The sequence below is a fragment of the Trichocoleus sp. FACHB-90 genome, assembly GCF_014695505.1.
Taxonomy (GTDB): Bacteria; Cyanobacteriota; Cyanobacteriia; order Cyanobacteriales; family FACHB-T130; genus Funiculus; species Funiculus sociatus.
The window spans coordinates 25,944-46,768 of sequence record NZ_JACJOK010000008.1 but is presented as its reverse complement, the minus strand read 5'-3'; the positions used below and the strand labels follow the sequence as shown (position 1 = coordinate 46,768).

At 45.0% G+C, this 20,825-nt stretch carries 22 protein-coding genes; 7 read left to right on the top strand and 15 right to left on the bottom strand.

The features are described from left to right. Nucleotides 1-151 precede the first annotated feature (151 nt). The 5 genes from H6F74_RS01725 to H6F74_RS01705 form a co-directional block, all read right to left on the bottom strand. Nucleotides 152-1,111, bottom strand: coding sequence for a PhoH family protein (locus tag H6F74_RS01725; RefSeq protein WP_190435343.1), 960 nt, complete (start codon nt 1,109-1,111; stop codon nt 152-154). A 302-nt stretch (nt 1,112-1,413) separates the two neighbouring features. Next, nucleotides 1,414-1,869: a KH domain-containing protein gene (locus H6F74_RS01720; RefSeq protein ID WP_190435339.1), complete on the bottom strand. Its 456-nt coding sequence runs from the start codon at nt 1,867-1,869 to the stop codon at nt 1,414-1,416. Next, on the bottom strand, nt 1,832-2,092 hold the full coding sequence (gene rpsP / locus H6F74_RS01715; RefSeq protein ID WP_190419211.1) for a 30S ribosomal protein S16: 261 nt from the start codon (nt 2,090-2,092) through the stop codon (nt 1,832-1,834). Before rpsP ends, H6F74_RS01720 begins: the two co-directional genes overlap by 38 nt. 163 nt (nt 2,093-2,255) lie before the next feature. After that, nucleotides 2,256-3,707 carry a signal recognition particle protein gene (gene ffh / locus H6F74_RS01710; RefSeq protein WP_190435337.1) on the bottom strand — a complete coding sequence of 484 codons (1,452 nt, stop codon included), beginning with the start codon at nt 3,705-3,707 and terminating at the stop codon, nt 2,256-2,258. Between the two features lie 729 nt (nt 3,708-4,436). Beyond that, entirely contained in the window at nt 4,437-4,817 is a 381-nt protein-coding gene (locus H6F74_RS01705) for a histidine kinase (protein ID WP_190435334.1), read from the bottom strand. Between the two features lie 346 nt (nt 4,818-5,163). On the opposite strand from H6F74_RS01705, the gene H6F74_RS01700 reads away from it, so the two are divergent. Further along, a complete protein-coding gene (locus H6F74_RS01700) occupies nt 5,164-5,364 on the top strand; it encodes a hypothetical protein (protein ID WP_190419205.1) in 201 nt (66 codons plus the stop codon). A 333-nt stretch (nt 5,365-5,697) separates the two neighbouring features. On the opposite strand, the gene H6F74_RS01695 is transcribed toward H6F74_RS01700, so the two are convergent. The 6 genes from H6F74_RS01695 to fraC form a co-directional block, all read right to left on the bottom strand. After that, a complete protein-coding gene (locus tag H6F74_RS01695) occupies nt 5,698-6,390 on the bottom strand; it encodes an SAM-dependent methyltransferase (RefSeq protein ID WP_190435331.1) in 693 nt (230 codons plus the stop codon). Between the two features lie 207 nt (nt 6,391-6,597). Further along, nucleotides 6,598-7,410 carry an ATP-dependent sacrificial sulfur transferase LarE gene (gene larE, locus H6F74_RS01690; protein WP_190435328.1) on the bottom strand — a complete coding sequence of 271 codons (813 nt, stop codon included), beginning with the start codon at nt 7,408-7,410 and terminating at the stop codon, nt 6,598-6,600. Between the two features lie 77 nt (nt 7,411-7,487). Continuing rightward, a complete protein-coding gene (locus tag H6F74_RS01685; RefSeq protein ID WP_190435325.1) occupies nt 7,488-8,675 on the bottom strand; it encodes an ATP-binding protein in 1,188 nt (395 codons plus the stop codon). Between the two features lie 89 nt (nt 8,676-8,764). Then, nucleotides 8,765-9,544, bottom strand: a complete 780-nt coding sequence (locus H6F74_RS01680; protein ID WP_190435407.1) for an ABC transporter permease — start codon at nt 9,542-9,544, stop codon at nt 8,765-8,767. A gap of 97 nt (nt 9,545-9,641) precedes the next feature. Beyond that, nucleotides 9,642-10,652: a DUF5357 family protein gene (locus H6F74_RS01675; protein WP_190435323.1), complete on the bottom strand. Its 1,011-nt coding sequence runs from the start codon at nt 10,650-10,652 to the stop codon at nt 9,642-9,644. A 74-nt stretch (nt 10,653-10,726) separates the two neighbouring features. Next, on the bottom strand, nt 10,727-11,269 hold the full coding sequence (gene fraC, locus H6F74_RS01670; protein ID WP_190435321.1) for a filament integrity protein FraC: 543 nt from the start codon (nt 11,267-11,269) through the stop codon (nt 10,727-10,729). A gap of 253 nt (nt 11,270-11,522) precedes the next feature. Here fraC and H6F74_RS01665 point away from each other — a divergent pair, with 253 nt between their 5' ends. After that, nucleotides 11,523-12,656, top strand: a complete 1,134-nt coding sequence (locus tag H6F74_RS01665) for a cob(I)yrinic acid a,c-diamide adenosyltransferase (RefSeq protein ID WP_190435404.1) — start codon at nt 11,523-11,525, stop codon at nt 12,654-12,656. A 13-nt stretch (nt 12,657-12,669) separates the two neighbouring features. On the opposite strand, the gene H6F74_RS01660 is transcribed toward H6F74_RS01665, so the two are convergent. Next, a complete protein-coding gene (locus H6F74_RS01660; protein ID WP_190435318.1) occupies nt 12,670-13,044 on the bottom strand; it encodes a hypothetical protein in 375 nt (124 codons plus the stop codon). Nucleotides 13,045-13,157: 113 nt separating this feature from the next. Between H6F74_RS01660 and H6F74_RS01655 the strand changes: the two genes are divergently transcribed. Together H6F74_RS01655 and H6F74_RS01650 are read left to right on the top strand one after the other, a co-directional pair. Further along, a complete protein-coding gene (locus H6F74_RS01655; protein WP_190435315.1) occupies nt 13,158-13,403 on the top strand; it encodes a helix-turn-helix transcriptional regulator in 246 nt (81 codons plus the stop codon). Nucleotides 13,404-13,817: 414 nt separating this feature from the next. After that, nucleotides 13,818-14,435 (top strand): hypothetical protein, encoded by a 618-nt coding sequence (locus H6F74_RS01650; RefSeq protein WP_190435312.1) that lies wholly within the window; start codon nt 13,818-13,820, stop codon nt 14,433-14,435. A 279-nt stretch (nt 14,436-14,714) separates the two neighbouring features. On the opposite strand, the gene H6F74_RS01645 is transcribed toward H6F74_RS01650, so the two are convergent. Continuing rightward, nucleotides 14,715-15,182 carry an Imm30 family immunity protein gene (locus H6F74_RS01645; protein ID WP_190435308.1) on the bottom strand — a complete coding sequence of 156 codons (468 nt, stop codon included), beginning with the start codon at nt 15,180-15,182 and terminating at the stop codon, nt 14,715-14,717. Then, nucleotides 15,179-15,721 (bottom strand): hypothetical protein, encoded by a 543-nt coding sequence (locus H6F74_RS29115; RefSeq protein WP_199300750.1) that lies wholly within the window; start codon nt 15,719-15,721, stop codon nt 15,179-15,181. Before H6F74_RS29115 ends, H6F74_RS01645 begins: the two co-directional genes overlap by 4 nt. A gap of 68 nt (nt 15,722-15,789) precedes the next feature. Here H6F74_RS29115 and lysS point away from each other — a divergent pair, with 68 nt between their 5' ends. Next, nucleotides 15,790-17,472: a lysine--tRNA ligase gene (gene lysS, locus H6F74_RS01635; RefSeq protein WP_190435305.1), complete on the top strand. Its 1,683-nt coding sequence runs from the start codon at nt 15,790-15,792 to the stop codon at nt 17,470-17,472. 76 nt (nt 17,473-17,548) lie between these two features. On the opposite strand, the gene H6F74_RS01630 is transcribed toward lysS, so the two are convergent. Next, on the bottom strand, nt 17,549-18,145 hold the full coding sequence (locus H6F74_RS01630) for a glyoxalase-like domain protein (RefSeq protein ID WP_190419180.1): 597 nt from the start codon (nt 18,143-18,145) through the stop codon (nt 17,549-17,551). A 350-nt stretch (nt 18,146-18,495) separates the two neighbouring features. Here H6F74_RS01630 and H6F74_RS01625 point away from each other — a divergent pair, with 350 nt between their 5' ends. Beyond that, the gene (locus H6F74_RS01625) at nt 18,496-19,146 is read left to right on the top strand and encodes a sigma-70 family RNA polymerase sigma factor (protein WP_190435399.1); all 651 of its coding nucleotides are present in this window, start codon (nt 18,496-18,498) and stop codon (nt 19,144-19,146) included. Then, a complete protein-coding gene (locus H6F74_RS01620) occupies nt 19,143-20,732 on the top strand; it encodes a tetratricopeptide repeat protein (protein WP_199300749.1) in 1,590 nt (529 codons plus the stop codon). The genes H6F74_RS01625 and H6F74_RS01620 overlap by 4 nt, the downstream gene beginning before the upstream one ends. Nucleotides 20,733-20,825: the final 93 nt, after the last annotated feature.

Here is a 20,825-nt window from a genome sequence, read left to right as displayed (position 1 = left end):
GAAGTCGGGGCTCTCGCCTTCACGAATCATTTAGGACTGGTATAGTTGTAGGTTGGGGTTGAATTTTTAGGTTTAAATACTCGTTCCCATGCGATCGCATGGGAACGAGGATAATTTGGGCTGAATGCCAGTAGTAACAAACTATTGACTATTACTTTGCTTCGTGCTGTTCGTAAGCTGATACAATTCTCTCAACTAAGGGATGGCGAATGACATCAGTTTTGGAGAGATAGCAGAAGGAAATACCTTCAACTGACTGGAGGATTTTCTGAGCAACAGCTAATCCTGACTGTTGATGTCCAGGCAAATCTGTCTGGGTGATGTCGCCTGTAACAACCATCCGGGAACGGAAACCAAGCCGAGTCAGAACCATTTTCATCTGCGCTGGTGTGGTGTTCTGGGCTTCATCAACAATCACAAAGGAATTGTTGAGGGTACGACCGCGCATATAAGCTAGGGGTGCGACTTCGATAACGCCGCGTTCCATCAAACTAGGAATTTTCTCTGCATCGATGAATTCATATAAGGCATCGTAGAGGGGGCGCAGAAATGGATCGATTTTCTGCTGTAAATCCCCAGGCAAAAATCCTAATTTTTCGCCTGCTTCTACTGCTGGACGTGTTAGGATGAGCCGTTCGTACTGATCGCTAAGCAGCGCCTGAACTGCTAGAACTGCCGCTAGGTAGGTTTTACCAGTGCCTGCTGGCCCGATGCAGAAGGTAAGGTCGTTGGTGCGTACTGCCTGGATATACTGCCACTGGGGGAAAGTTTTGGCGCGGATTTCTTCGCCGCGACGGTTTCGGGCTAGAACTTCCTCTTGCATGGCTTGCATTTCGTCAGTGCGTCCGGTATCCACGGCGTAGGCGGCGGTGCGGATATCGACTTTGGTGATGCGCTTTCCGTCTTTCCAGAACGGTTTAAGGCTTCGCACTAACTCATAGCAACGGTCTACTTGTTGCTGGGTTCCAGAAATTATCAGTTCTTGTCCGCGCAACACTATAGTTGCACCTGTAGACTTTGCTAGGGCTTTGAGGTTTTCTTCCCGATCTCCCGCGAGGGCGATCGCACTATTTGTACTCGGTAGTTGTACTGTCTTAAAGGCCTCTGTCATTTATATATTTATGTGAAAGAACGCCCGATTTATCGCTTTGCAGCTCCCAACTTGGGCGTCCCAAAAAAAGGCAATCATGTAATCTAAAAGGCAAAAGCCAAAAGAAAGAACTTTTAGGTTTTGATACTTTTTGCTTCATATCGGTCAAAAAACCACGATGAAGTATCGTTATTCAATTCCCTAGCTTTAGACATGGGATATTCTTTTTGCTTTTGCCCTTTTACTTTTGACAGATGAGTAGGTTCTGCTCATCTCCCCATCTCCCCATCAAAGCTAAACGCGATCGCTTGAGCGTTTGACTTTTAATTGGGGCGAGATTTGGAAGAAGGTATTGGGGCAGACGGGCGACGGGGTGGATCTTTCTTGGGGACTTCTCGGTTTTCCGGGGGAGTTTCAAGCGATCGCGCCGGACTTCCATAAATATCTAGATGTACAGATTGTCCAGCAGCAAGGGCAGCCGCTTCAATTACTGTCCGAATTGCCTGAATATTGCGCCCCCCTCGACCAAATACTCGTCCCTTATCCTCACCTTCAAAGGCAACCCTCAGCCAGGCTCGCGTGTTGCCTTGTGACATTTCACAGTCTACGCTAAGCGACTTTGGCGACTCCAAAAAGGGCTGCACCAAAAAATTCACCAGAGCGGCATAATCCGGTTGTACTCCCCCACGAGGGGACGTTCCTACTGGTTTGATGGTTGGAGCTGGTTTACCCAACCCGTTCTCATGAGGTGGCTCTTGCACTGGATTGTTCAAGGACATTAGCTTTTTGCAGAATCCGACGCACCGTTTCTGTGGGCTGCGCTCCTTCTTTGAGGCGCTTGGTTATGGCAGGCTCGTCCAACCTTACTTCATCGGTTCTGGGGTTGTAGAAGCCCAGTTCTTCCAGGGGACGACCATCCCGGCGGGAGGTGCTATGCACCGCTACAATCCGATAGCTAACTTCCCGCTTTTTGCCGAATCGCTTTAATCTCAGTTTGACCATGTTGATGAAGAATGCTCCTTATTGGATTTTAAGCTATTAGCCAGATCCACTTATGAGTAACGAGTTTTGAACTTACAATTATAACTCATAATTCATCGCGCGTTCTCTCTTTCCCTCGTTAAGAGTCTCTGACTCTTAACGAGAAACTGCTAATTTTTAACTTTTAGAGAGTGCCGAAGCCTTTCTTCTTCTTCTCCTTTTTCTTTTTCTTACCTGGGTTTCCTGCCGAGTAGCCGCGCCAACCGGGTTGAGAAGGATGATTACCGCCGCCCATGCCGCCCATGCCGCCGCCCATCATTCCCGGCATACCGGGGAAGCCGCCCATACTCATTTGCTGCATGGCTGTTCTCATTTTTGTGAAATCAGTTACCAGCTTGCTCACATCTGATTCTAGATAGCCAGCACCACGAGCAATCCGGCGACGGCGACTGGGAGACTTGGCTAATAAATCTGGGTTGGTGCGCTCCTGTTTGGTCATGGAATTAATCATCGCTTCCGTCCGCTTTAGCTGGGTTTCTCCCTGCTTGAGCTGTTCGTCGGAAATCTTGTTCATCCCCGGAATCATCTTGAGGAGTCCCCCCAGAGATCCCATATTCTTCAAGAGCCGCATCTGCTTGAGGAAGTCGCTAAAGTCAAACTTAGCCGAGAGCATTTTCTCCTGCATCTTCTCGGCATCTGCCAGGTCGATTTCCTCTTGGGCTTTCTCCACGAAGCCGATAACGTCTCCCATGCCCAAAATCCGGGAAGCCATCCGGTCAGGATAAAAAGGTTGCAGGGCTTCGACCTTTTCACCCACGCCGACAAATTTAATCGGCTGTCCAGAAATCTGCCGTACAGAAAGCGCCGCACCGCCACGACTGTCGCCATCCAGCTTGGTAAGAATGGCACCAGTAATGCCAATCTGTTCGTGGAAAGTACGGGTGAGATTGGCTGCTTCTTGCCCGGTCATGGCATCCACAACCAGCAACGTTTCGTGCGGCTGGACGGTTTGCTTGATTTTGGCTAATTCAGCCATCATGTCCTGGTCAATTTGGAGGCGACCAGCAGTGTCAATAATTACCGTGTCTACACCGTCTGCCTTAGCTTGTGCGACACCTTGCCGCGCAATTTCCACTGGGTTAGCGTCTGTACCAAGTTCAAACACTGGCACGTCAATCTGTTTGCCCAGCGTCACGAGTTGGTCAATGGCTGCGGGACGATAGATATCTGTTGCTACCAGTAAGGTACTGCGATTTTGCTTGCGGAGATACAAAGCTAGCTTTGCCGTAGCTGTGGTTTTACCTGTTCCCTGCAAGCCAGCCATCAAGACGATTGTGGGAGGCTTATCGGCTGAGGCGATGGGAACATTGGTTTCTCCCATCACTTGCAACAGCTCATCGTAAACAATTTTGATGAACTGCTGGTCGGGGCGGACTCCTGAGATTACCTCGGCACCTTGCGCCTTGGCTTCGACATCGGCGATAAAATTTTTGACTACCTGGAGATTGACATCCGCTTCCAGCAATGCGCGACGAACTTCTCGCAGCGCATCTTGGATGTTGGATTGGGAAATTTTGTCCTGGCCACGTAGTGTTTTCCAGGCAGATTCTAGGCGTTCAGCAAGTGCGTCAAACATATTATTTGTATTTTTTGGTTTAGATAATTATCCTGCTTATCAAAGTGATGAGGATTAAGTGGGAGAGGAACTCAGGGTAGAGGAGATTACTAATTGCCAATTACCCATTGCCAATTACTCATTTGATAACTGCTCCCGAAAGCGCTGTGAAAGGGCATTGGTTAATATAACCAATTTTTGTTTAAAAAAAATGCGATCGCAATATTCTAAGCGGATCTTTGTCATATGGGTTAGACACCCTCTGGGAAGACAGTATCATTTGTCTAAATTAAAGCGATTACATAACCTGGAATTGTGGAGAACATTGAAACTAAGATCGGCTGGTTCTGTCTTAGAGCTGAAACTGTGGTAGTTTTAACCCCTATCTATACAGGGTAATCGTTTTCGCGCTTGTCTGTGATGCGGCTTCAAGCTTGAGTTTGAGCCGTATCAACAAGACTTCCACAACTTCTTATTAGTACCAGAAGCCCTTTGTAAACGCCGACATTGAAACGGGAAGGGTACAGACGGTGTCAGGTATCACTGAAGGTAAGTTTGCCCACGTGTGGGTCGAAGCAGGGGTTTAAAAGGGAAAAAGGCAGAAGAAAGAGGAAAGATTCTTTCTTTTGCCTTTTTTTGCCTCTTTTTGATACTCACAACTTACTTTAGCCTAGCCATATCTCGTTTCAAGCCAGAGGCGATCGCTGTGCTTAGCTTTTCAAGAGGATTGCGATCGCATAAAAGCCTTTCTTAGGAAGCGCTCAGCACCGAGTCTGGACGACAGGCTTTAAGTCCCAACGCGGGATTATGACGATAGGAAGCTTCTGGAACCCAGACATTGACACTGCGATCCAAAGATACGCAGTAGATATATCCCACATCCTGAGCAAACTTCATCCCTACTCGCAAGTTAGAAAAATCGTCTTCACACATCTCGTAGCCGAAACGCACCAGAATCTGAGCCGCTAAGCACTCAGGCGTATCGCTGTTTTCTCCACAGGTTTCTCGTTCTTGCCAAAACTTATCTAGAAATCGCTTGAGAATGGGTAAAACCTTGTTAGGGCTACCATTCCGGCTGGCATAGATGATGACAGGGTTGCCCTCTACGAGAATATGACACGATGTAAGCATTTTTTTATTTCCTAGTCAGTTATATCTTCTGGACTGAGCTACAGAGTCGATTTCTTCCCAATATTATGTCTTTAGCCTACCTATCTGAAGTATTAAATCAAACTTTTGGAGGATGTAGGAGTTTCAAATTTGTCGGTGGCTCGTCAAATTCTACAGCCTTTGCCTGCCGACCAGTATCGGCTATGCAAAATCTGAATCACGATGCTACCCGATCCCAAAATTATTTGTGAATTTTTGTTTAAAAAGCCGTTTTGTAAATTTAGATACAGAATTTTCTGTTATATTGAATAAGTAAGGAAAAACAACGACCTTCAAACATCACTTAAGCAACACGGAGAAACCTGGTATGTCTACTCAAGAACAAGCTCGCGCCCTAATGATGCGTCATCATCACATCATCAAGAATCGTCAGCAGTCCATGCTAGGTCGCACAGCAGCTGAAGTTGGTATGGATGTTGAAGGATCTGAATACTGGAACCACATTCAGGGACAGCCTCATCCCAGCTTCCGCGCCAGCTATGACCGCAGCAATGCTTCGCTGAGCTAGGTTTATTGCAATTAATCGGCTAGAGTCCGTTTTGGATAGTGGTGTAACAATTCAATGAGGCTTTCCAAAGCCTGTGAATAAATGAATCGATTTGAATCAGGGCGTTCTTCAAGCTGAAGAATGCCCTGAAGCTTTTTGAGCCTAGTTGGGGAGCCACCCTTATGCGTGGATTAAGAGCGCACGAGAGTGCGTGGCTGTTGAAGAATTTTATTTTACCTATGCGTTTTGGGTTAAATTCTCAAACCACCTTGGTAGGGACATGGCCTTGCCATGTCCTACAGATGTATCGCACCCAACCCTTGAATTGCTGTATTTCTATTAATCCCTAACTCATCACTCCTCATTTTTTGGCAATACCCGCAACATTTGGTTGCCACCTTTTTGAAATTCATAAGGTACTTGTTTTATTTCCAAGTTGTAGCCTTGTGCTTCTAAATGTTTCATAACTGGCACAAGCATTGGTGACGCTTCTCCAGAAAGATGCAAAAGGGGAAAAATTCGCACTTCTTTGGCAACGCGGCAAAGTTCGATAATTGAGTTGATATGAAAGTCTTGTGAGAGAAAATCAGAATAGGTGAATAAGAAATGACCGCACAAGGCTAAATCAAATTGATTGGTGTTGAAGGGCAAAACAGGTAATTCAGCGGTTATGTATCGCTTTTGTTGAATTCCTAAGGGCAAGTCTTCGAGAAATTGCTGCATGGCTGACATCCGAATTTCCCCCATTTGTTCTGGTGACTGGATATTCTGCCAAACGTATCTGCCGAGGTTGGCTTGAACGCCGTCTATAACTTGTTGGTAGGTTTCTTGGATACGCTGTTGAATTTCACTAGCGGTAAACTGATAGACAGGATCGCAAGATATAACTTTGTACCCTTGGCGTGTCATCTCAATATTAAAGCTGGCAGGGCCACCAGCACAATCAAGAATTGTCCTCTGGAGGTCGTCAGGAGTTAGGTGAAACATCCCACTATATTCTTTTAATGAACGTCCCCAAGGAATGACACTTTCAAGCTTTAATCCCATATGTTTTTTTAGCGCGATTTTATTTATGAACTACCCAATAGTTTCCTTGACTCGTTAAAAGCCAAAGACTGGGAATGCTCCCCTTCAAGGTAGAGTCTCGACCTTCACAACTGGAGGTTCTGCCAAGTTCTCGTTAAGAGTCTCTGACTCTTAACGAGAGAAAGTTAGGTTTAAGCGGCTTGGGAAGTTCAAGACGCATTGACGCCGTTAAACTTTCTGCAACAAAACTTGATTTAATTTGCCGCTGCGGTAGCCTTCTAAATCGAGGGTGACGTAAATAAAGCCGAATTCCTGAAAGGCGGAAACTAGAGTTGGTAAATCGGTGGTTAAGACAAATTCTTTGATTTGCTCTGGTGATAACTCAATTTTGGCCGTATCGCCATCGGAACGGACTCGGAGATTAGATAAACCTAGCTTACGCAGATAAATTTCGGCTCTTCCGACTCGTTGCAGTTTGCTGACGGTGATTTCTTCGCCGTAGGGGAAGCGGGAACTCAGACAGGGTTGAGCGGGCTTATCCCACCAGGAAAGTCCTAATTGTTTGGAGATTTGACGTACTTCGGCTTTGCTTATTGTGAGTTCTGCTAAGGGCGATCGCGCTCCTCGTTCTTTCGCCGCCTGAATTCCTGGTCTATAATCTCCTAAATCGTCAGCGTTGACACCATCCACGACGTAGGGATAACCAAGTTCAAGGGCTAACGGTTTAAGGGTGTCGTGCAGTTCGCTTTTGCAGAAATAGCAGCGATTGACAGGATTCGAGGTGTAGTTGGGGTTGTCCATTTCGTGAGTTTGCACGACTTTATGGGCAATTCCAATTGCTGCTGCTTGGATACGAGCATCTTCTAGTTCTTCTGGAAGAAGAGAAGGAGAAACGGCGGTTACGGCTAAGGCGCGATCGCCTAAAACGTCATGTGCAATCTTGGCAACTAAGGTGCTATCGACGCCTCCGGAATAGGCAATCAGAGCCATTTCCATTTCTGCAAATAAGGTTTTCAGTTGCTCAAGTTTTTGATCAATCATGGTTAGTTAAAAAAAATTGAACCGCTCCAGGCAAGAAAGTACGCAGAGGAAGAGAATGCTACATGAGAGTTACTTTTTTACGGTAGCGAATTTTGGGTGGTTTTTGATGAATCTAAGGGCTGTATTGGCAGGTGTAATGTAAAGCACGAGCCGCTTAAGAGTTTTGACTTTACTGTAATCTCGCCACCGTGTAGTAATGCCAGTTTGCGGCATAGAGCCAAACCTAAACCAGTTCCCTCATATTGGCGATTCAGTCCGCTATCTAGCTGCTGGAACGCTTCAAAAAGGATAGTTTGCTGGGCTTGGCTAATCCCAATACCAGTGTCAATCACTGAAAATAAGATGGTGTCTGCGGTTTTTTCTACGTTGAGCGTTACTAAACCTGTTTCTGTAAATTTCACTGCATTAGACAGCAGGTTTACCAAAATCTGTTCCAAGCGGTGGTGATCAGCTATGCAGGTTGTGATATTTCGCGCAATATATACTAATATTTGTAACCCTTTTTTTTGCGCCCGTTCGCGCACAAGTTTAACAGCATCCAGGCATATTTCTTCTACTAGCAGTGTTTCTAAAGTTAATTCTTCTTGACCCGCTTCAATTTTAGATAAATCCAGAACGTCATTAATCAGTTCTAATAAATGATTGCCAGATGAACTAATAGCAGTGAGGTATTCTTGCTGTTTTTGGTTGAGTCTCCCAAAAACCTGATCTAATAGCAGGCGCGAAAACCCTAAGATGCAGGTTAGGGGTGTTCGCAGTTCGTGGCTCATGGTGGCGATAAATTCGCTTTTGGTACGATTGGCAATTTTTGAGAGTTGTTTTTCTTGCTCTAGTTCTTGGGTACGGTCTCTGACTTGCTGTTCTAGGCGTTTGTAGGTTTGAGCATTGTAGAGTGCGATCGCAGTCTGGTCAGCCATTCTTTCTAATCGGTGAGTTTGGTTTGTCTTTGCTTTTAGATAATTCACACCTGCCTTATCTTCTAAACAACTATTAAATAAATTTAAGGGTATTTCTTGCTTTGATTGCTGGAGTAATTTTAGTATCTCCATACTCATGTCTTCCAGTAAAGTATCTAATAATACTGCATCATAGCTTTGCTCCTGCAATAGTTTCTGACAAGCAGCAGAAGTTGCGGCAACATCATAAGTAACAGCGGCTGCTGCTTTGTGCAGCCTTTTAATAATCAGCTCTACATCCAAACTTGATTCTGACACTATCAGTAGGCGGAGGTTAGCTGGTTGGGGTGCTAGTGGCGACTGCGACATTACCAAGAGAGAGGTTTGAAATAAAACTAAAGATGAAACAGTGGTTTTATACTCTCGCTATCGCGCCTTAACTAACTTTACACCTGTAGTTAAAATTCACGCCTTGAAAAAATCAGGATAGCGATCGCCAAGACTAATACAGTGTACAGCAAGCCATACACAGCATTGCTTAAAAGTGTTATTGAGTCAGGCAAAATTCCATAAACTGCCTGATTTTTTAGGTCTAGTCTGGATAAGTCTGGTAATACTAGATATAGGGCTTGAGTTAGGCGTTCAATATCGACATTGCGGCTCAACTTCCCTAAGGCTAACAAATCCCGGCTGGAATGCCCCATTAAATACATTCCAAAAGTTAGCAAAGTAGCTAGCAAGGAGCTAGTAAAAACGCCTAACATCAACGCAATACCAGTTAATAAGCATAACTTAAAAAATAGGTAGAGTGCGGCAATCAAAATGCTAACTACTGGGTACGAAATCTGAGCCAAACTCAAAAAAGCCAGATAAATTCCTGTCATTAGTGCCACTAATACACCCAGCACCGCTGATAGTCCTAGTTGTTTGCCAATAATAAATTCAGCGCGGCTAATTGGCTTAGGAATTAACACCAAGACTGTGCGCTTATCAATTTCTTTGTTGATCAGCCCTGTGCCAACAAATACAGCGACAATTGAACCCAGTACATCAATTGCTGCCAGGCCTACATCTAAAAGCATTTTATCTTCTGTTGTTGCCGCAACTTCTGGTAGCAATCGCCACGCTGCTGCCATCACAAGGGCATACAAAACGATGAGATAAAGGACGCGATCGCGTATTACTTCTCGAAACGCATTGGTAGCGATCGCTAAAGTTCTCTTCAAGCTTCCAATCATTTCTTTAAACACATTGCTTTGCCTTGGTTTTACTGTACTTAAATTCATTGTTATTTTGAATTAATATTTATTTACTACAACGATTTATTATATTTTATTACCCTTGACTTCTGGTTGCTTGATTCTCCTTTAAGGTACTGGCTGGTTGACAGCTAACTTCAGCAATCGCAGTTGCTTGTCCCCTAGTTTCGTTGGATGTCGCCTCAGAATTAGTATCTGCTTGCTCGTAGGTTTGAGTAATCTGACAAGGCTTGTTTATGTAATATACTTCAGGTTGCGATCGCGGCCCTTGCCAAATTGCCAGTAATTGTAAGTTATAGCCTGAGTTAATTGAGGATATTTTAGACGTATATTGCCACCATAAATCTTCCTCAACACTAGGAAGCCCTTTGATCGCTTCCTGTTTAAGGGCATCTATGCGCGGTTGCGGTTGCAGCAGCCATCGTTCCACTTCTGACCAAGGTTTATTATCCAACTCTTGCTCTAAAAGTGGTTCCATAAAGTCTAAAACTATGGCACCTCTGGGAGCTATCGGCTCTGTAGACTCCATTCTAAACATAAAAGCACTTTGGCTAAAGTCATCGGACATTAAGGTGGGATATTCACTCAACCAATTTTGAGCTACAAAATAAAATTGAATCCAGCAACTAATCAGTATATTGCTGGTAAGCAATATTAAGTCTCTTTTACGAATTGCTGGTTTAGGCAATGTTAATTTCATGCCTTGATCGAGAAAATCTGGGCCAATAGCAATCAGTGCCGATAATGTAGGCCAGATTATCAAGCCCGCCTCTTGTTCTTCCGGCGTTCGGTTGCCAAATACGAAAGTACATATTAAGGCACCCGTAATCCACGGACTCAGATACAGATTGCCAATTTTTATTTTGTTTTCTGTGCTAGCCCAGCTTGTCCCAGCAATTAAAAATATCCATCCCCAAAAACTAATAAAATCTCGCGCTTCATCGGTTGTCAAAAGAGACATTACCCAAGAAAATGTACTTAGATAAATTAGTGTCTTCCAAGAATAAGCGCGAGAAGGTATGAAAGGCTCGATTAGCGACTGCAAAAATTTAAAAAAATCTTTAATGTCTACTACGATCCAAAACATTGCTAATTTCCTTGCACTAAAAAATTAACATCAATCATTTTTGTAGGTTGGAAAATGCCTAAAAACCTAAAAATTTATATAATTTCTGAACGAATCAAAAATATAATAACTAAAATAACACCATAGCTACAGAAAGTTGCTTGAAACATTATATTTGCTAGATTCGGACTTTCTTGGATTTTAACGTTACGATCGGCAATAGTTTTCAACTTCCTTTCTTGGGGTTCAGATGTAGTGGGTTTAGGTGGCTCAATTACAAATTGAATTAGTTGTAAAAAATTTAATTTTAAGAGATAATTAGACAGGAAAACAATAAATATTGTTAAAATTAGCTGTGTTGTATATGTTGAAGATTGATTAATTGTAAAAAAGGTATCAAAAAAAATGTAACTAATTACCTGCGCTCTCAGTTCCAATGGCAGCAAAGGCAAAACATAAAAGAAAATCCACCATCCTACAATACTTGAGAGTAAGTTAATCAACATAGCATAGTCGGCACTGGTTTGGCGACCGAGGTTAAGATTTCTATGTAGAATGAATGATTCTATAGCAATCGCTACCAGTAAAAAGAGAAATTGAAATAAAATCGTAGGCAGGGGGAAAACATTTGAACCCATAAGACTGTCTCCCTAACTTCTAGTTAACAAAGTTGCAAAGAGTGGAAATCGTTTTTTGTTTGTTGTGTTGGTTGCACTGACACAGGGGAAGAAAAGCACCACCAACGGACTACTTATTCCTAGTGTAGATTTATACGGCGTTGGATACACAACAGCTTAACTCCTGTAACGTCTTGTGCCTTGCTCCTTTTCAATTTAAACTTCTAATCTGCTATCGTTATCAATTTGTGGCAGCTGAGATTTCATGAGAATGATGAACAGAACGGGGATTGGCATTCGCACGGCGCAAGCACGTTCTGAGCGTATTGTTGGGCAGATTCATGTTTATGATGGAGCCGGGAAGGGAAAATCGCAAGCGGCGCTGGGTGTCGTTTTGCGTTCAATTGGACTAGGTATTAATACAGATTTGGCAACGCGAGTGCTGCTGTTGCGGTTTCTCAAAGGGCCGGGACGCGCCTATGATGAAGATGGCGCGATCGCAGCTTTACAGCAAGGTTTCCCGCACCTAATTGACCAGGTTCGCACGGGACGAGCAGAATTTTTTACCAAAGAGGAAATTACGCGCTTTGACAGACAGGAGGCGGAACGCGGCTGGGATGTGGCAAAAGGCGCTCTAGCATCTGACCTCTATTCTGTCCTGGTTCTAGACGAACTGAACCCGGTTCTAGACTTAGGTTTGCTGAGTGTGGATGAAGTCGTGCAGACTCTCAAGCATAAACCCCAAGAGTTAGAAATCATTGTCACAGGTAGAGCCGCGCCGCAACAACTGCTGGATATTGCCGATTTGCACTCGGAAATGAAGCCTCACAAACACTCCGCATCTGAGGAAAATTCAATTTCGGGAATTGAAATCTACACGGGTGCTGGGAAAGGAAAGTCTACCAGTGCGCTAGGCAAAGCGTTGCAGGGGATTGGACGCGGGATTAGTCAGGATACTTCGCACCGAGTTCTGATTATGCAGTGGCTTAAGGGTGGTACTGGCTATACTGAGGATGCCGCGATCGCTGCTTTGCAACAATCATATCCGAACCTGGTGGATCATCAGCGCTGCGGGCGGGATGCAATTGTCTGGCGGGGACAACAGCAAGAGCTAGACTATGTGGAAGCAGAACGAGGCTGGGACATTGCCCGGACTGCGATCGCGTCTGGTTTGTACAAGACTATCATCCTCGACGAACTCAATCCCACAGTTGACTTAGAATTACTGCCGCAACAGCCGATAGTAGAAGCTTTGTTACGCAAACCTCGCGACACAGAAGTTATCATCACCGGACGTTGTTTGAATACACCAGCTTATTTTGATCTGGCCAGCGTCCACTCGGAAATGATTTGCCACAAGCATTATGCTGACAGAGGCGTTGACTTAAAGCGAGGAGTAGATTTTTAGGCTTTCAGTTAAGTTAAACTGCCTTCACATCTTTGTAAGACATCTTGCCTGTCATCTTCATGCAAACTTGCCTTTGCTGCCAAACTTGCTGTAGTTGTTCTAAACCTTCTTCAGTGTACCGCTTGGCTTCTTTTTGAATAGCTGACCAAAGGACTGCCAGTGCTTCCAAGTTAGGACAACAGCGCAGCAAGCCGCAGCAAGCGGTTATCCACTGTTCCAAGGTGCGATAGCTAACGAAGTAGCCGCCTCTACCTTCAATATGTACCCAGAGGACGTGTTGCCACTTTTCCCAATTTAGGATGCGTCTGGAGTCAATGTTGAGGTGTTTGGCAAGTTGTCTCAGGGTGATGACAGTTTGCGGGTTGATGCGGCTACGAAGCAGAGACATGGCAATTTTGCGGTTCAGACGCACTGGTTCCTATTAGTTACCATCTATCTTACAGTAATCGTATCCAAAAGGAAACATTTACTATACCGTGAACCTCTGAGACGATCAAAGTTATGGGAAAAGCAGGCAAAGCACTTAGAAAGGTATTGGATACCCATAACATCAGCCAAAATCGTCTGGCAATGACAATGGGGATTCGGCGATCAAATGTAAGCCGTTGGGCCAGTGAAGTGAGAGATCCCGTGGCTGAAACGATGCTTGAGATTTGGAAGGCGCTTCAGAAGATCGATCTGGTCGCTGCGGAGGAGTTTATCAGGCTGTATTTGGATGACTCTGCTGAGGATGAGGCGCAGTCTTGATATTAGCTTCACCTAGATACACTCGCTTCCTAGTTCCCGGTTCCAATTATCTAATTCAATTTTTTCAATAATTAGGACTTACGCACTGGAAGGAAATCAATTTCCAGGCCCAAAGCCTAAGTCAGTTGAAACTGACTAAAAAACCTCAAACAAACCCATTTCAATGGGTTTAAGCTTTGAGCCGGAACTTTAGTTCACGGCAACTGCATAAGTCCTGAATAAATTTGAGGAAACAGAATTTCTAAGGCTACCGTCCTAATAATTACCGGATATAGGTAAACGCGAGCGGAATTTATCAGTTAAATAGTTCGGGATTGTTCAAATTCACAGAAATTGTTGAATAACTAAACCGTCCTTGAAAAAGCGCGATTTTTGCCGTTTGTGTAAGCCCTATATAGTCTTTCAAGAAAATCCATGAAAAATATTGTTTCTCGATATTCTCTATTGTTTGTCCTAGGAGTTGTAGCCTTCGTGCCACTAGGCGACATACTCTCCCCAGGTAGCAGTCAAGCAGTTCCTAGCGTTGCTCCAGAAGTTTCCTTAAAGCAGCTTTCCCCATCAGTTAGCCAAAAGCAAGTTCCATCTAAACGCCGTGCAAGTACACAGCGGTACACTAATTCTACTTATGGTGTTACTTTTAGCTACCCCAGCAATTGGCAACCTACCCCGGGCTATGAAAACCGAGAACGCTTTAGTGGTGCTGATGGATTTTTCCACGTAACAGGGCTGTTGACACCGCCGCCGTCAACTATACAGGATGTTTGTAATAATGAAGCACGGAATCATAGACTAATTCCCTATGGTACTCGTCCCCAAGTGCAGCAGTTGCAAATCCAGGGTCGCCCAGCGTGTTTAATTTTGCCTTCGGCTGACCAAGACAAGGCACTGGAAAGAATGGCAACGCTCATTGTCCGCTATCCGAATTCGATGCGCCTGAACGGGACAGACGACAGTTACTTTATGTTGCATTCCAACAAGGAAAACATTCGCCAGATTACTAGCAGACTAAGATTTACAATGCCAAGGCGATAATACAGCCGTAAAAAGCTGATTTCAGTGAGTGTGTTTATTTAGATAGCAGTTACAAAAGTTATTCGATTTAAGTGGTAAGTGCCTGTGCAGAATAAATTACATAAGCTGGCCTTGCTACATAAGGCTTTCAATAGCATTTAATGTGTAATTTATTTTGCATATCCACTTATACTTGTCTAGCAAAAAGAATGCGATCGCGTTTTTGTTGTGAAGTGGGGGAGAATGCGATCGCATTTTTGTTGTGGAGTGGGGGAGAATGCGATCGCGCTTTAACTTCAGTTAATTAACCAGAGTTGCACTTTCGCTCAAAACAAACTCAGCGTGTGAGGACAGAGGCGGAGATTCCGACGCTGCAATTTCTTTAAGAACCTGATAGACAACATCCCGATTTTTGGAGTTAGTTGAATGCAAAATCTCTTTATATAAAGCACAAGACGAATCATCATTTAGAATTCCGTAATGAAGAGTTTTTGTCCACTCTGGCGCACGGACAATTAGCTCAGGAATAACATCAATAAGTGCTTGAAACTGTTCCTTTGCATCAAAAGACTCCAGAAAATGGATTAGGCCATACATGACCTCGTGATGCTCGCACTCATCGTCTAAAACTAGATGCAATTCTGGCAAATATTCATTTTTCGGATGCTTGGCAAGTTGAGCCATAGCTTCATCAAAAGCTACGACCTCGGCACGCGATCGCATAAATCTATTAGCTTTCATAATTTCAATAAAGTTATTATCGCTCATCTTCTATTCCTCACTTTGTTAAAAGTACCTACCCAAGTTAATTTATTTTGCTTGATGACCTGCTGTAAGCTACGCCGAATATCAGGCGTATAAAGTCCTTGTTGGCGATAAATCGATCGTACATCCCACACTTCACGAGCAAGAGCCTGTCTTGAAGAAAGGCTCAAGTCGGGAGACGATCCATAAGATAAAGTCTGGCGATGACGACCACCCGCTCCCGGATACGGCTGCTCCATCCATATCGAAATCCCCTTATTTCTGGTATAACCAGACACTTTTGCTTTCATAAACGCATCGGACGGAATGTGATGCGCTGTGAGGTTATCATCTCTACGTCTCGCCTTGGTTAATTCACCATAAGTTGCAACAGTACCCTCACCAGGAACCAGTTTAGCCATCTGACCAGTTACTTTTTCTGCATCACCAACACTATCACTAATGTTTCTACTGATGCTTGGTGGGAAGGGTGCGATCGCGCTTATCTGGTGAAGTGGGGGAGAATGCGATCGCGTCCCTCCATCTTCCTGCTGCGAAAACAAGCCACAATAGTTAACATACTTGCCCAGAGCATCCTAAAATCAGAGATTGCCCCTAGAAGTTCCTAATCATGTCCTTAGAAGATATCCGCGCTACGCGGTTAGAGAAAGTCGAACAACTCAAGCAGCTAGGGCTGAATCCCTACGCTTACAAATGGGAAACTACCCACCATGCAGCTCAATTGCAGGAAAAATACGCAGATTTGTCCAGCGGCGAAGAAGTTGACGTAGAAGTAGCCGTTGCTGGGCGCATCATGGCGCGGCGCGTGTTCGGTAAGCTTGCTTTCTTTGCCTTGCAAGACGAAACTGGCACAATTCAGCTGTACTTGGAGAAGAAAAGAATCGAAGAAGGTATGGCGGATGTCCCAGATGCTTTTAACACAGTCAAGCAGCTGACGGATATGGGGGATATTCTGGGAGCCAAGGGGACAATTAAACGCACGGAAAAGGGCGAATTATCTGTCTACGTTAAGGAGTACGCGATACTTACCAAGTCGCTGTTGCCTTTACCGGATCAGTGGCATGGACTTACTGATGTGGAGAAGCGGTATCGTCAGCGCTATGTAGATTTGATCGTAAATCCGGAGGTGCGGGAAACTTTCCGCCGTCGCGCTAAGATTACGGCTGGGATTCGTCGGTATTTGGATAAGTTGGGTTTCATTGAAATTGAAACCCCAGTGTTACAGAGTGAAGCTGGGGGTGCTGATGCGCGTCCTTTCATCACGTATCACAATACGCTGGATATGGAGTTGTATCTGCGGATTGCCACAGAACTCCATTTGAAGCGGTTAATTGTGGGTGGGTTTGAGAAGGTGTTTGAATTGGGGCGGATTTTTCGGAATGAGGGGGTTTCGACTCGCCACAATCCGGAATTTACGACGATTGAGGTTTACCAAGCCTACGCCGATTATCACGATATGATGGCGCTGACGGAAGGGATTATTACCACCGTTGCCCAAGAGGTGCTGAATACACTAGAAATTACCTACCAGGGTGAGGCGATTGACTTAACTCCACCGTGGCGTAGGGTGACGATGCACGACTTGGTTCAGGAAAAGACAGGGTTAGATTTTAACTCTTTTCAATCTCTTGAGGAGGCAAAAGCAGCAGCTACTCAGGCGGGGATTGAGAATGTGCAAGAATGCGAATCTATTGGGAAACTTCTCAACGAAGCTTTTGAGCAAAAGTGCGAAGCTAATTTGATTCAGCCGACATTTGTGCTAGATTTTCCTGTAGAAATTTCGCCTCTGGCTAAGCCGCATCGCTCTAAGCCTGGTTTGGTGGAACGGTTTGAGTTGTTTATCGTAGGACGAGAGACGGCAAATAGTTTCTCGGAGTTGACAGACCCAATCGATCAGCGGGAACGTCTGGAGGCGCAAGCGGCGCGGAAGGCGGCGGGAGATTTGGAAGCGCAAGGCGTGGATGAGGATTTCCTGACGGCGTTGGAATATGGAATGCCGCCGACGGGTGGTTTAGGGATTGGAATTGACCGCTTAGTGATGGTGCTGACAGATTGTGCGAGTATTCGGGATGCGATCGCATTCCCTCTCCTGAAGTCGAACAGCAGCTTTATTAAAGCCTTTGACTATCACTCAGAAACTAAAACACTCCGCCTCGAATTCGACAACGGAAGTATCTACAACTATCACGATGTACCTGATAGCGTCTATCAAGCTTTAAAGAGCGCACCGTCAATTGGTCAATACTACAATGCCTTTATTAAGGAAAAATACGGCTTTGACCATGTGAAGTGAGCCACAAGCCCTGTCACCCCACCCTAAGAACGGGGCGGGGTGACAAAAAATTATGGATAATGGAACGTCAAAATAATTAATTCGACACTTCCGCCATTTCAATCACGCGACCTTCGAGATCCTTCACCAAGAAATTCAGTGGCTTGTCGCGGCGAATTTTGTGCTTGACACCGCGAATTTGTACTCGCAGCAGCACCATCTCTAAACAGTCGTGGTCAAAACATACGTGGCGTTGCTGATTTTTTCTGCCCAAACTTGCGCCAGAGATGATGTGTAGCTGAGTATTCTTTTTCAGCTGATACCACAAACCATCGTTACCGCTAAACTTTTGGGTAGCGGTGCCTCCCAAAGTCGGTGAGAGGTAAAGAGGATCGATGGCGGTAGCGCCCAGGGTTTGCTCGTAGTTGTAGTAATAGTGCAGTGGCACTTCTGCTACGGGCAAATCTAGCAAGCCTTCGTATAACTCTCTCGCCATATCTAAGTCGGACACCATGATGGTGTGGACTTTCGGGGCGCTGGTGAGGAACATCCACATGGCACCCGCGTAGGCTACCAATAGCATCACCATAATGCCTTGTGTGGACAAAAGACCGTCTAGAGGCAATTCCGGAAAGAAAGACCCTAAGTAAAAGATGTTCAGCACAGAAGGAATAATACTAACCGCTAGAATCATGAACTTACGAGGCGCTTGCCAACCCAAGGAGAGTTCACAAAATTGCTGTTACTTTTCTGCACAGCATAAATTTTTGAGAACTCAGAGGATACTCTTTTAGGGTAGCTTATTGTATCAAAATTTCAATCCCTAATAGGGATTTAGAGCGCTGTCCGGGTAAAATTATACTTGAATTTAGGTATAAGGTCTAAAAATAAACCAGTAATAGTTAAAAAAGGGCGAATAGCGCTCGCTTGTCTACTCGCGTGTTGGCAGATGCGATCCTGAAGCGATCGCATCTGCCAACACATCAGGATATATTAGAATCGTCGGTGCCGATTTCACACTCCTGGCAACTAAGCTCTCTTATTGTGCAGATTCCTCATTTCCCGGAAAGCAATCATCCGATTGTCAAATCGCTGTTTCATTACAGCGATCAGGAATTACTCACGTTGTTTCAGCGTCATCCTGAACAGGGACGCTTTTTCACCGCGATTTTCTGTCGCTACAGTTCGATTGTATATACGTTGATTCAGCATTTAGCGCGATCGCCTGTACAGGCAGATTATCTATTTGCCCTCACCTGGCGGCACATTTACTTTGAGCTAGGGGGTTTGGATTTGCGCGACGTTACCGGGACTGGGTTGCTAACTTTCCAGAACTGGCTAATTAATATCACGGCTGTTTGTATCAACCAGGCAGAATTGCCACCTGTAGAAGCAATTCATTACAACCTACAAGCTGCTTCTCCGCCGCTGTGGTGTTATGTAGAACAAGCTTTGGAGCGATTTCCGCCGATGCTGAGGTTGATGGTTTTGATGGCGCAGACTTTCAACTGGAGCGATACGCGAATTGCTGCTTATTTACAGGCAGAGGGAGAGGCAATTTCTCCGGCTGCGGTGCGAATCAAGCTAACTGAAGGGTATCAACTATTAGAAGCATCATTACCTGAAGATATTCGCGCAATTTATCTGTTGGGGGATAGACAAGCAACCAAAGGCGAGAGGAGCTACCAGGTATGAGTTATGGGGAGCGGGGATGGTTATCGGTAGTCAGCTTGGGGTTAAAACCCCAGCCTGATAGAGCAATTCGGTTAAAACAGACATCTTGCACCAATAAGCCCTGGCGATTAGAAATCGCAGCTATACAAACCAAGTCCGCGCAGCCGGACTTAAGACAAGTCGAAGGTTTTGAAACCCATGCAGGCGGGTTTTGTCTGTCTAGAAGCGGTTTCAACCACCCAGTTGAGAATGCTGCAAGATATCAGTTAAGATTCACATCTTGCACCAGTAACAATAAGCCCAGGCGATTAGAAATCGCGGCTATACAAACCAAGTCCGCCTGCGCGGACTTAAGACAAATCCAAGGTTTTGAAACCCGCGCAGGCGGGTTTTGTCTGTGTAGACGCGGTTTCAACCGCCCACTTGAGAATGGTAAAAATTTCTTAAAGTCAATCCGTTTTAACAAACTTAACCTATTAGCCTCAGAATCTATTCTGAGGCAGAATGGCAACGAAGAGGAGGTGCCAGCTGTGGGTAAGGGGCTAGGGAAACATAGGTTAATTAAAACTGAAAGCCGGAATTTATTACTTGTTAGTTTTTACTTGTTACTTGTTGCTTTCTTTTTCAGCGCTCCTAAAGCTGCCAAAGCTGTTAGTATTGACCAACAACTCACCATTCCCTTAAACAACGGCACTCAAACCACTGACAGGGAAGATGCTGACACACTGCTGCGACTGGGGGGACAGGAGGAGCAGAAAGGGAATTTGGAAAAAGCCATTCCCTACTGGTTACAGGCTTTAGAACTTTATCAGAGAATTGGTGACAAGGAGGCAATCGGTCTTACATACGATTTTCTCGGCATCACCTATGGTAAATTAGGGCGCTACATCGAAGCAGAAGATGCTCTTAGAAGACGCTTGGCAGTTGCTCGTGACAGGCAAGATTTCCAAGGTCAAATTTATGGTTTAAATAATTTGGGGACGCTGCTGCTGCAACGAGGTGCCGTAGATGCTGCTACAGTCAGCTTTTCAGAAGCCGCAAGAATTGCCCAGAGCATCAAAAGCCTACCTGGTGAAGGGCTATCGCTGAGTAATCTTGGTTTGGCAACAGCTAGTGCTGGAGATTATTATCAGGCGATTAAACGTTACGAAGAAGCTTTGATTTTCCGGCGGCGGGGTGACGATCCGCTAGGCGAGGCAAATACACAAAATAATTTGGGAGATGCTTATCTAGCGACTGAGAAATATCGCGATTCTTTACTAGCCTACCGTGCGGCGCAGCGATTAGGCAGACAAACACGCGATCGCTCAACTCAGATCCGCGCCATTGATGGTCAAGTGGCAATCTACAGCAGACTTAGGCAATATCCGGTTGCCTTTGAATTACTCGACCAACGCTTAACCCTTGCCCAAGAATCGCAAAATCTGCGTCAAGAACTCAGAACGCTGGCGTTATTAGCTCAACTTTACCAGGCAAGCGGTAACAACCCAACGGCTCAGACTTTTTACGAACGGGCGATTATTTTGGCTCGTTCTTTAGGGGATCAGCAGCAAGAAGCGTTTTTAATCAACGATTTGGCGCAAATCCGTTTTACCCGCACCAAATAAAACATCAGCCTGTTTGAAAATAAATCGTTTTACCTCTCCCCAACTCCTTCAGGGGTTGGGGAGAGGTTTTTCATCACTTGCGTTTCCAACCTC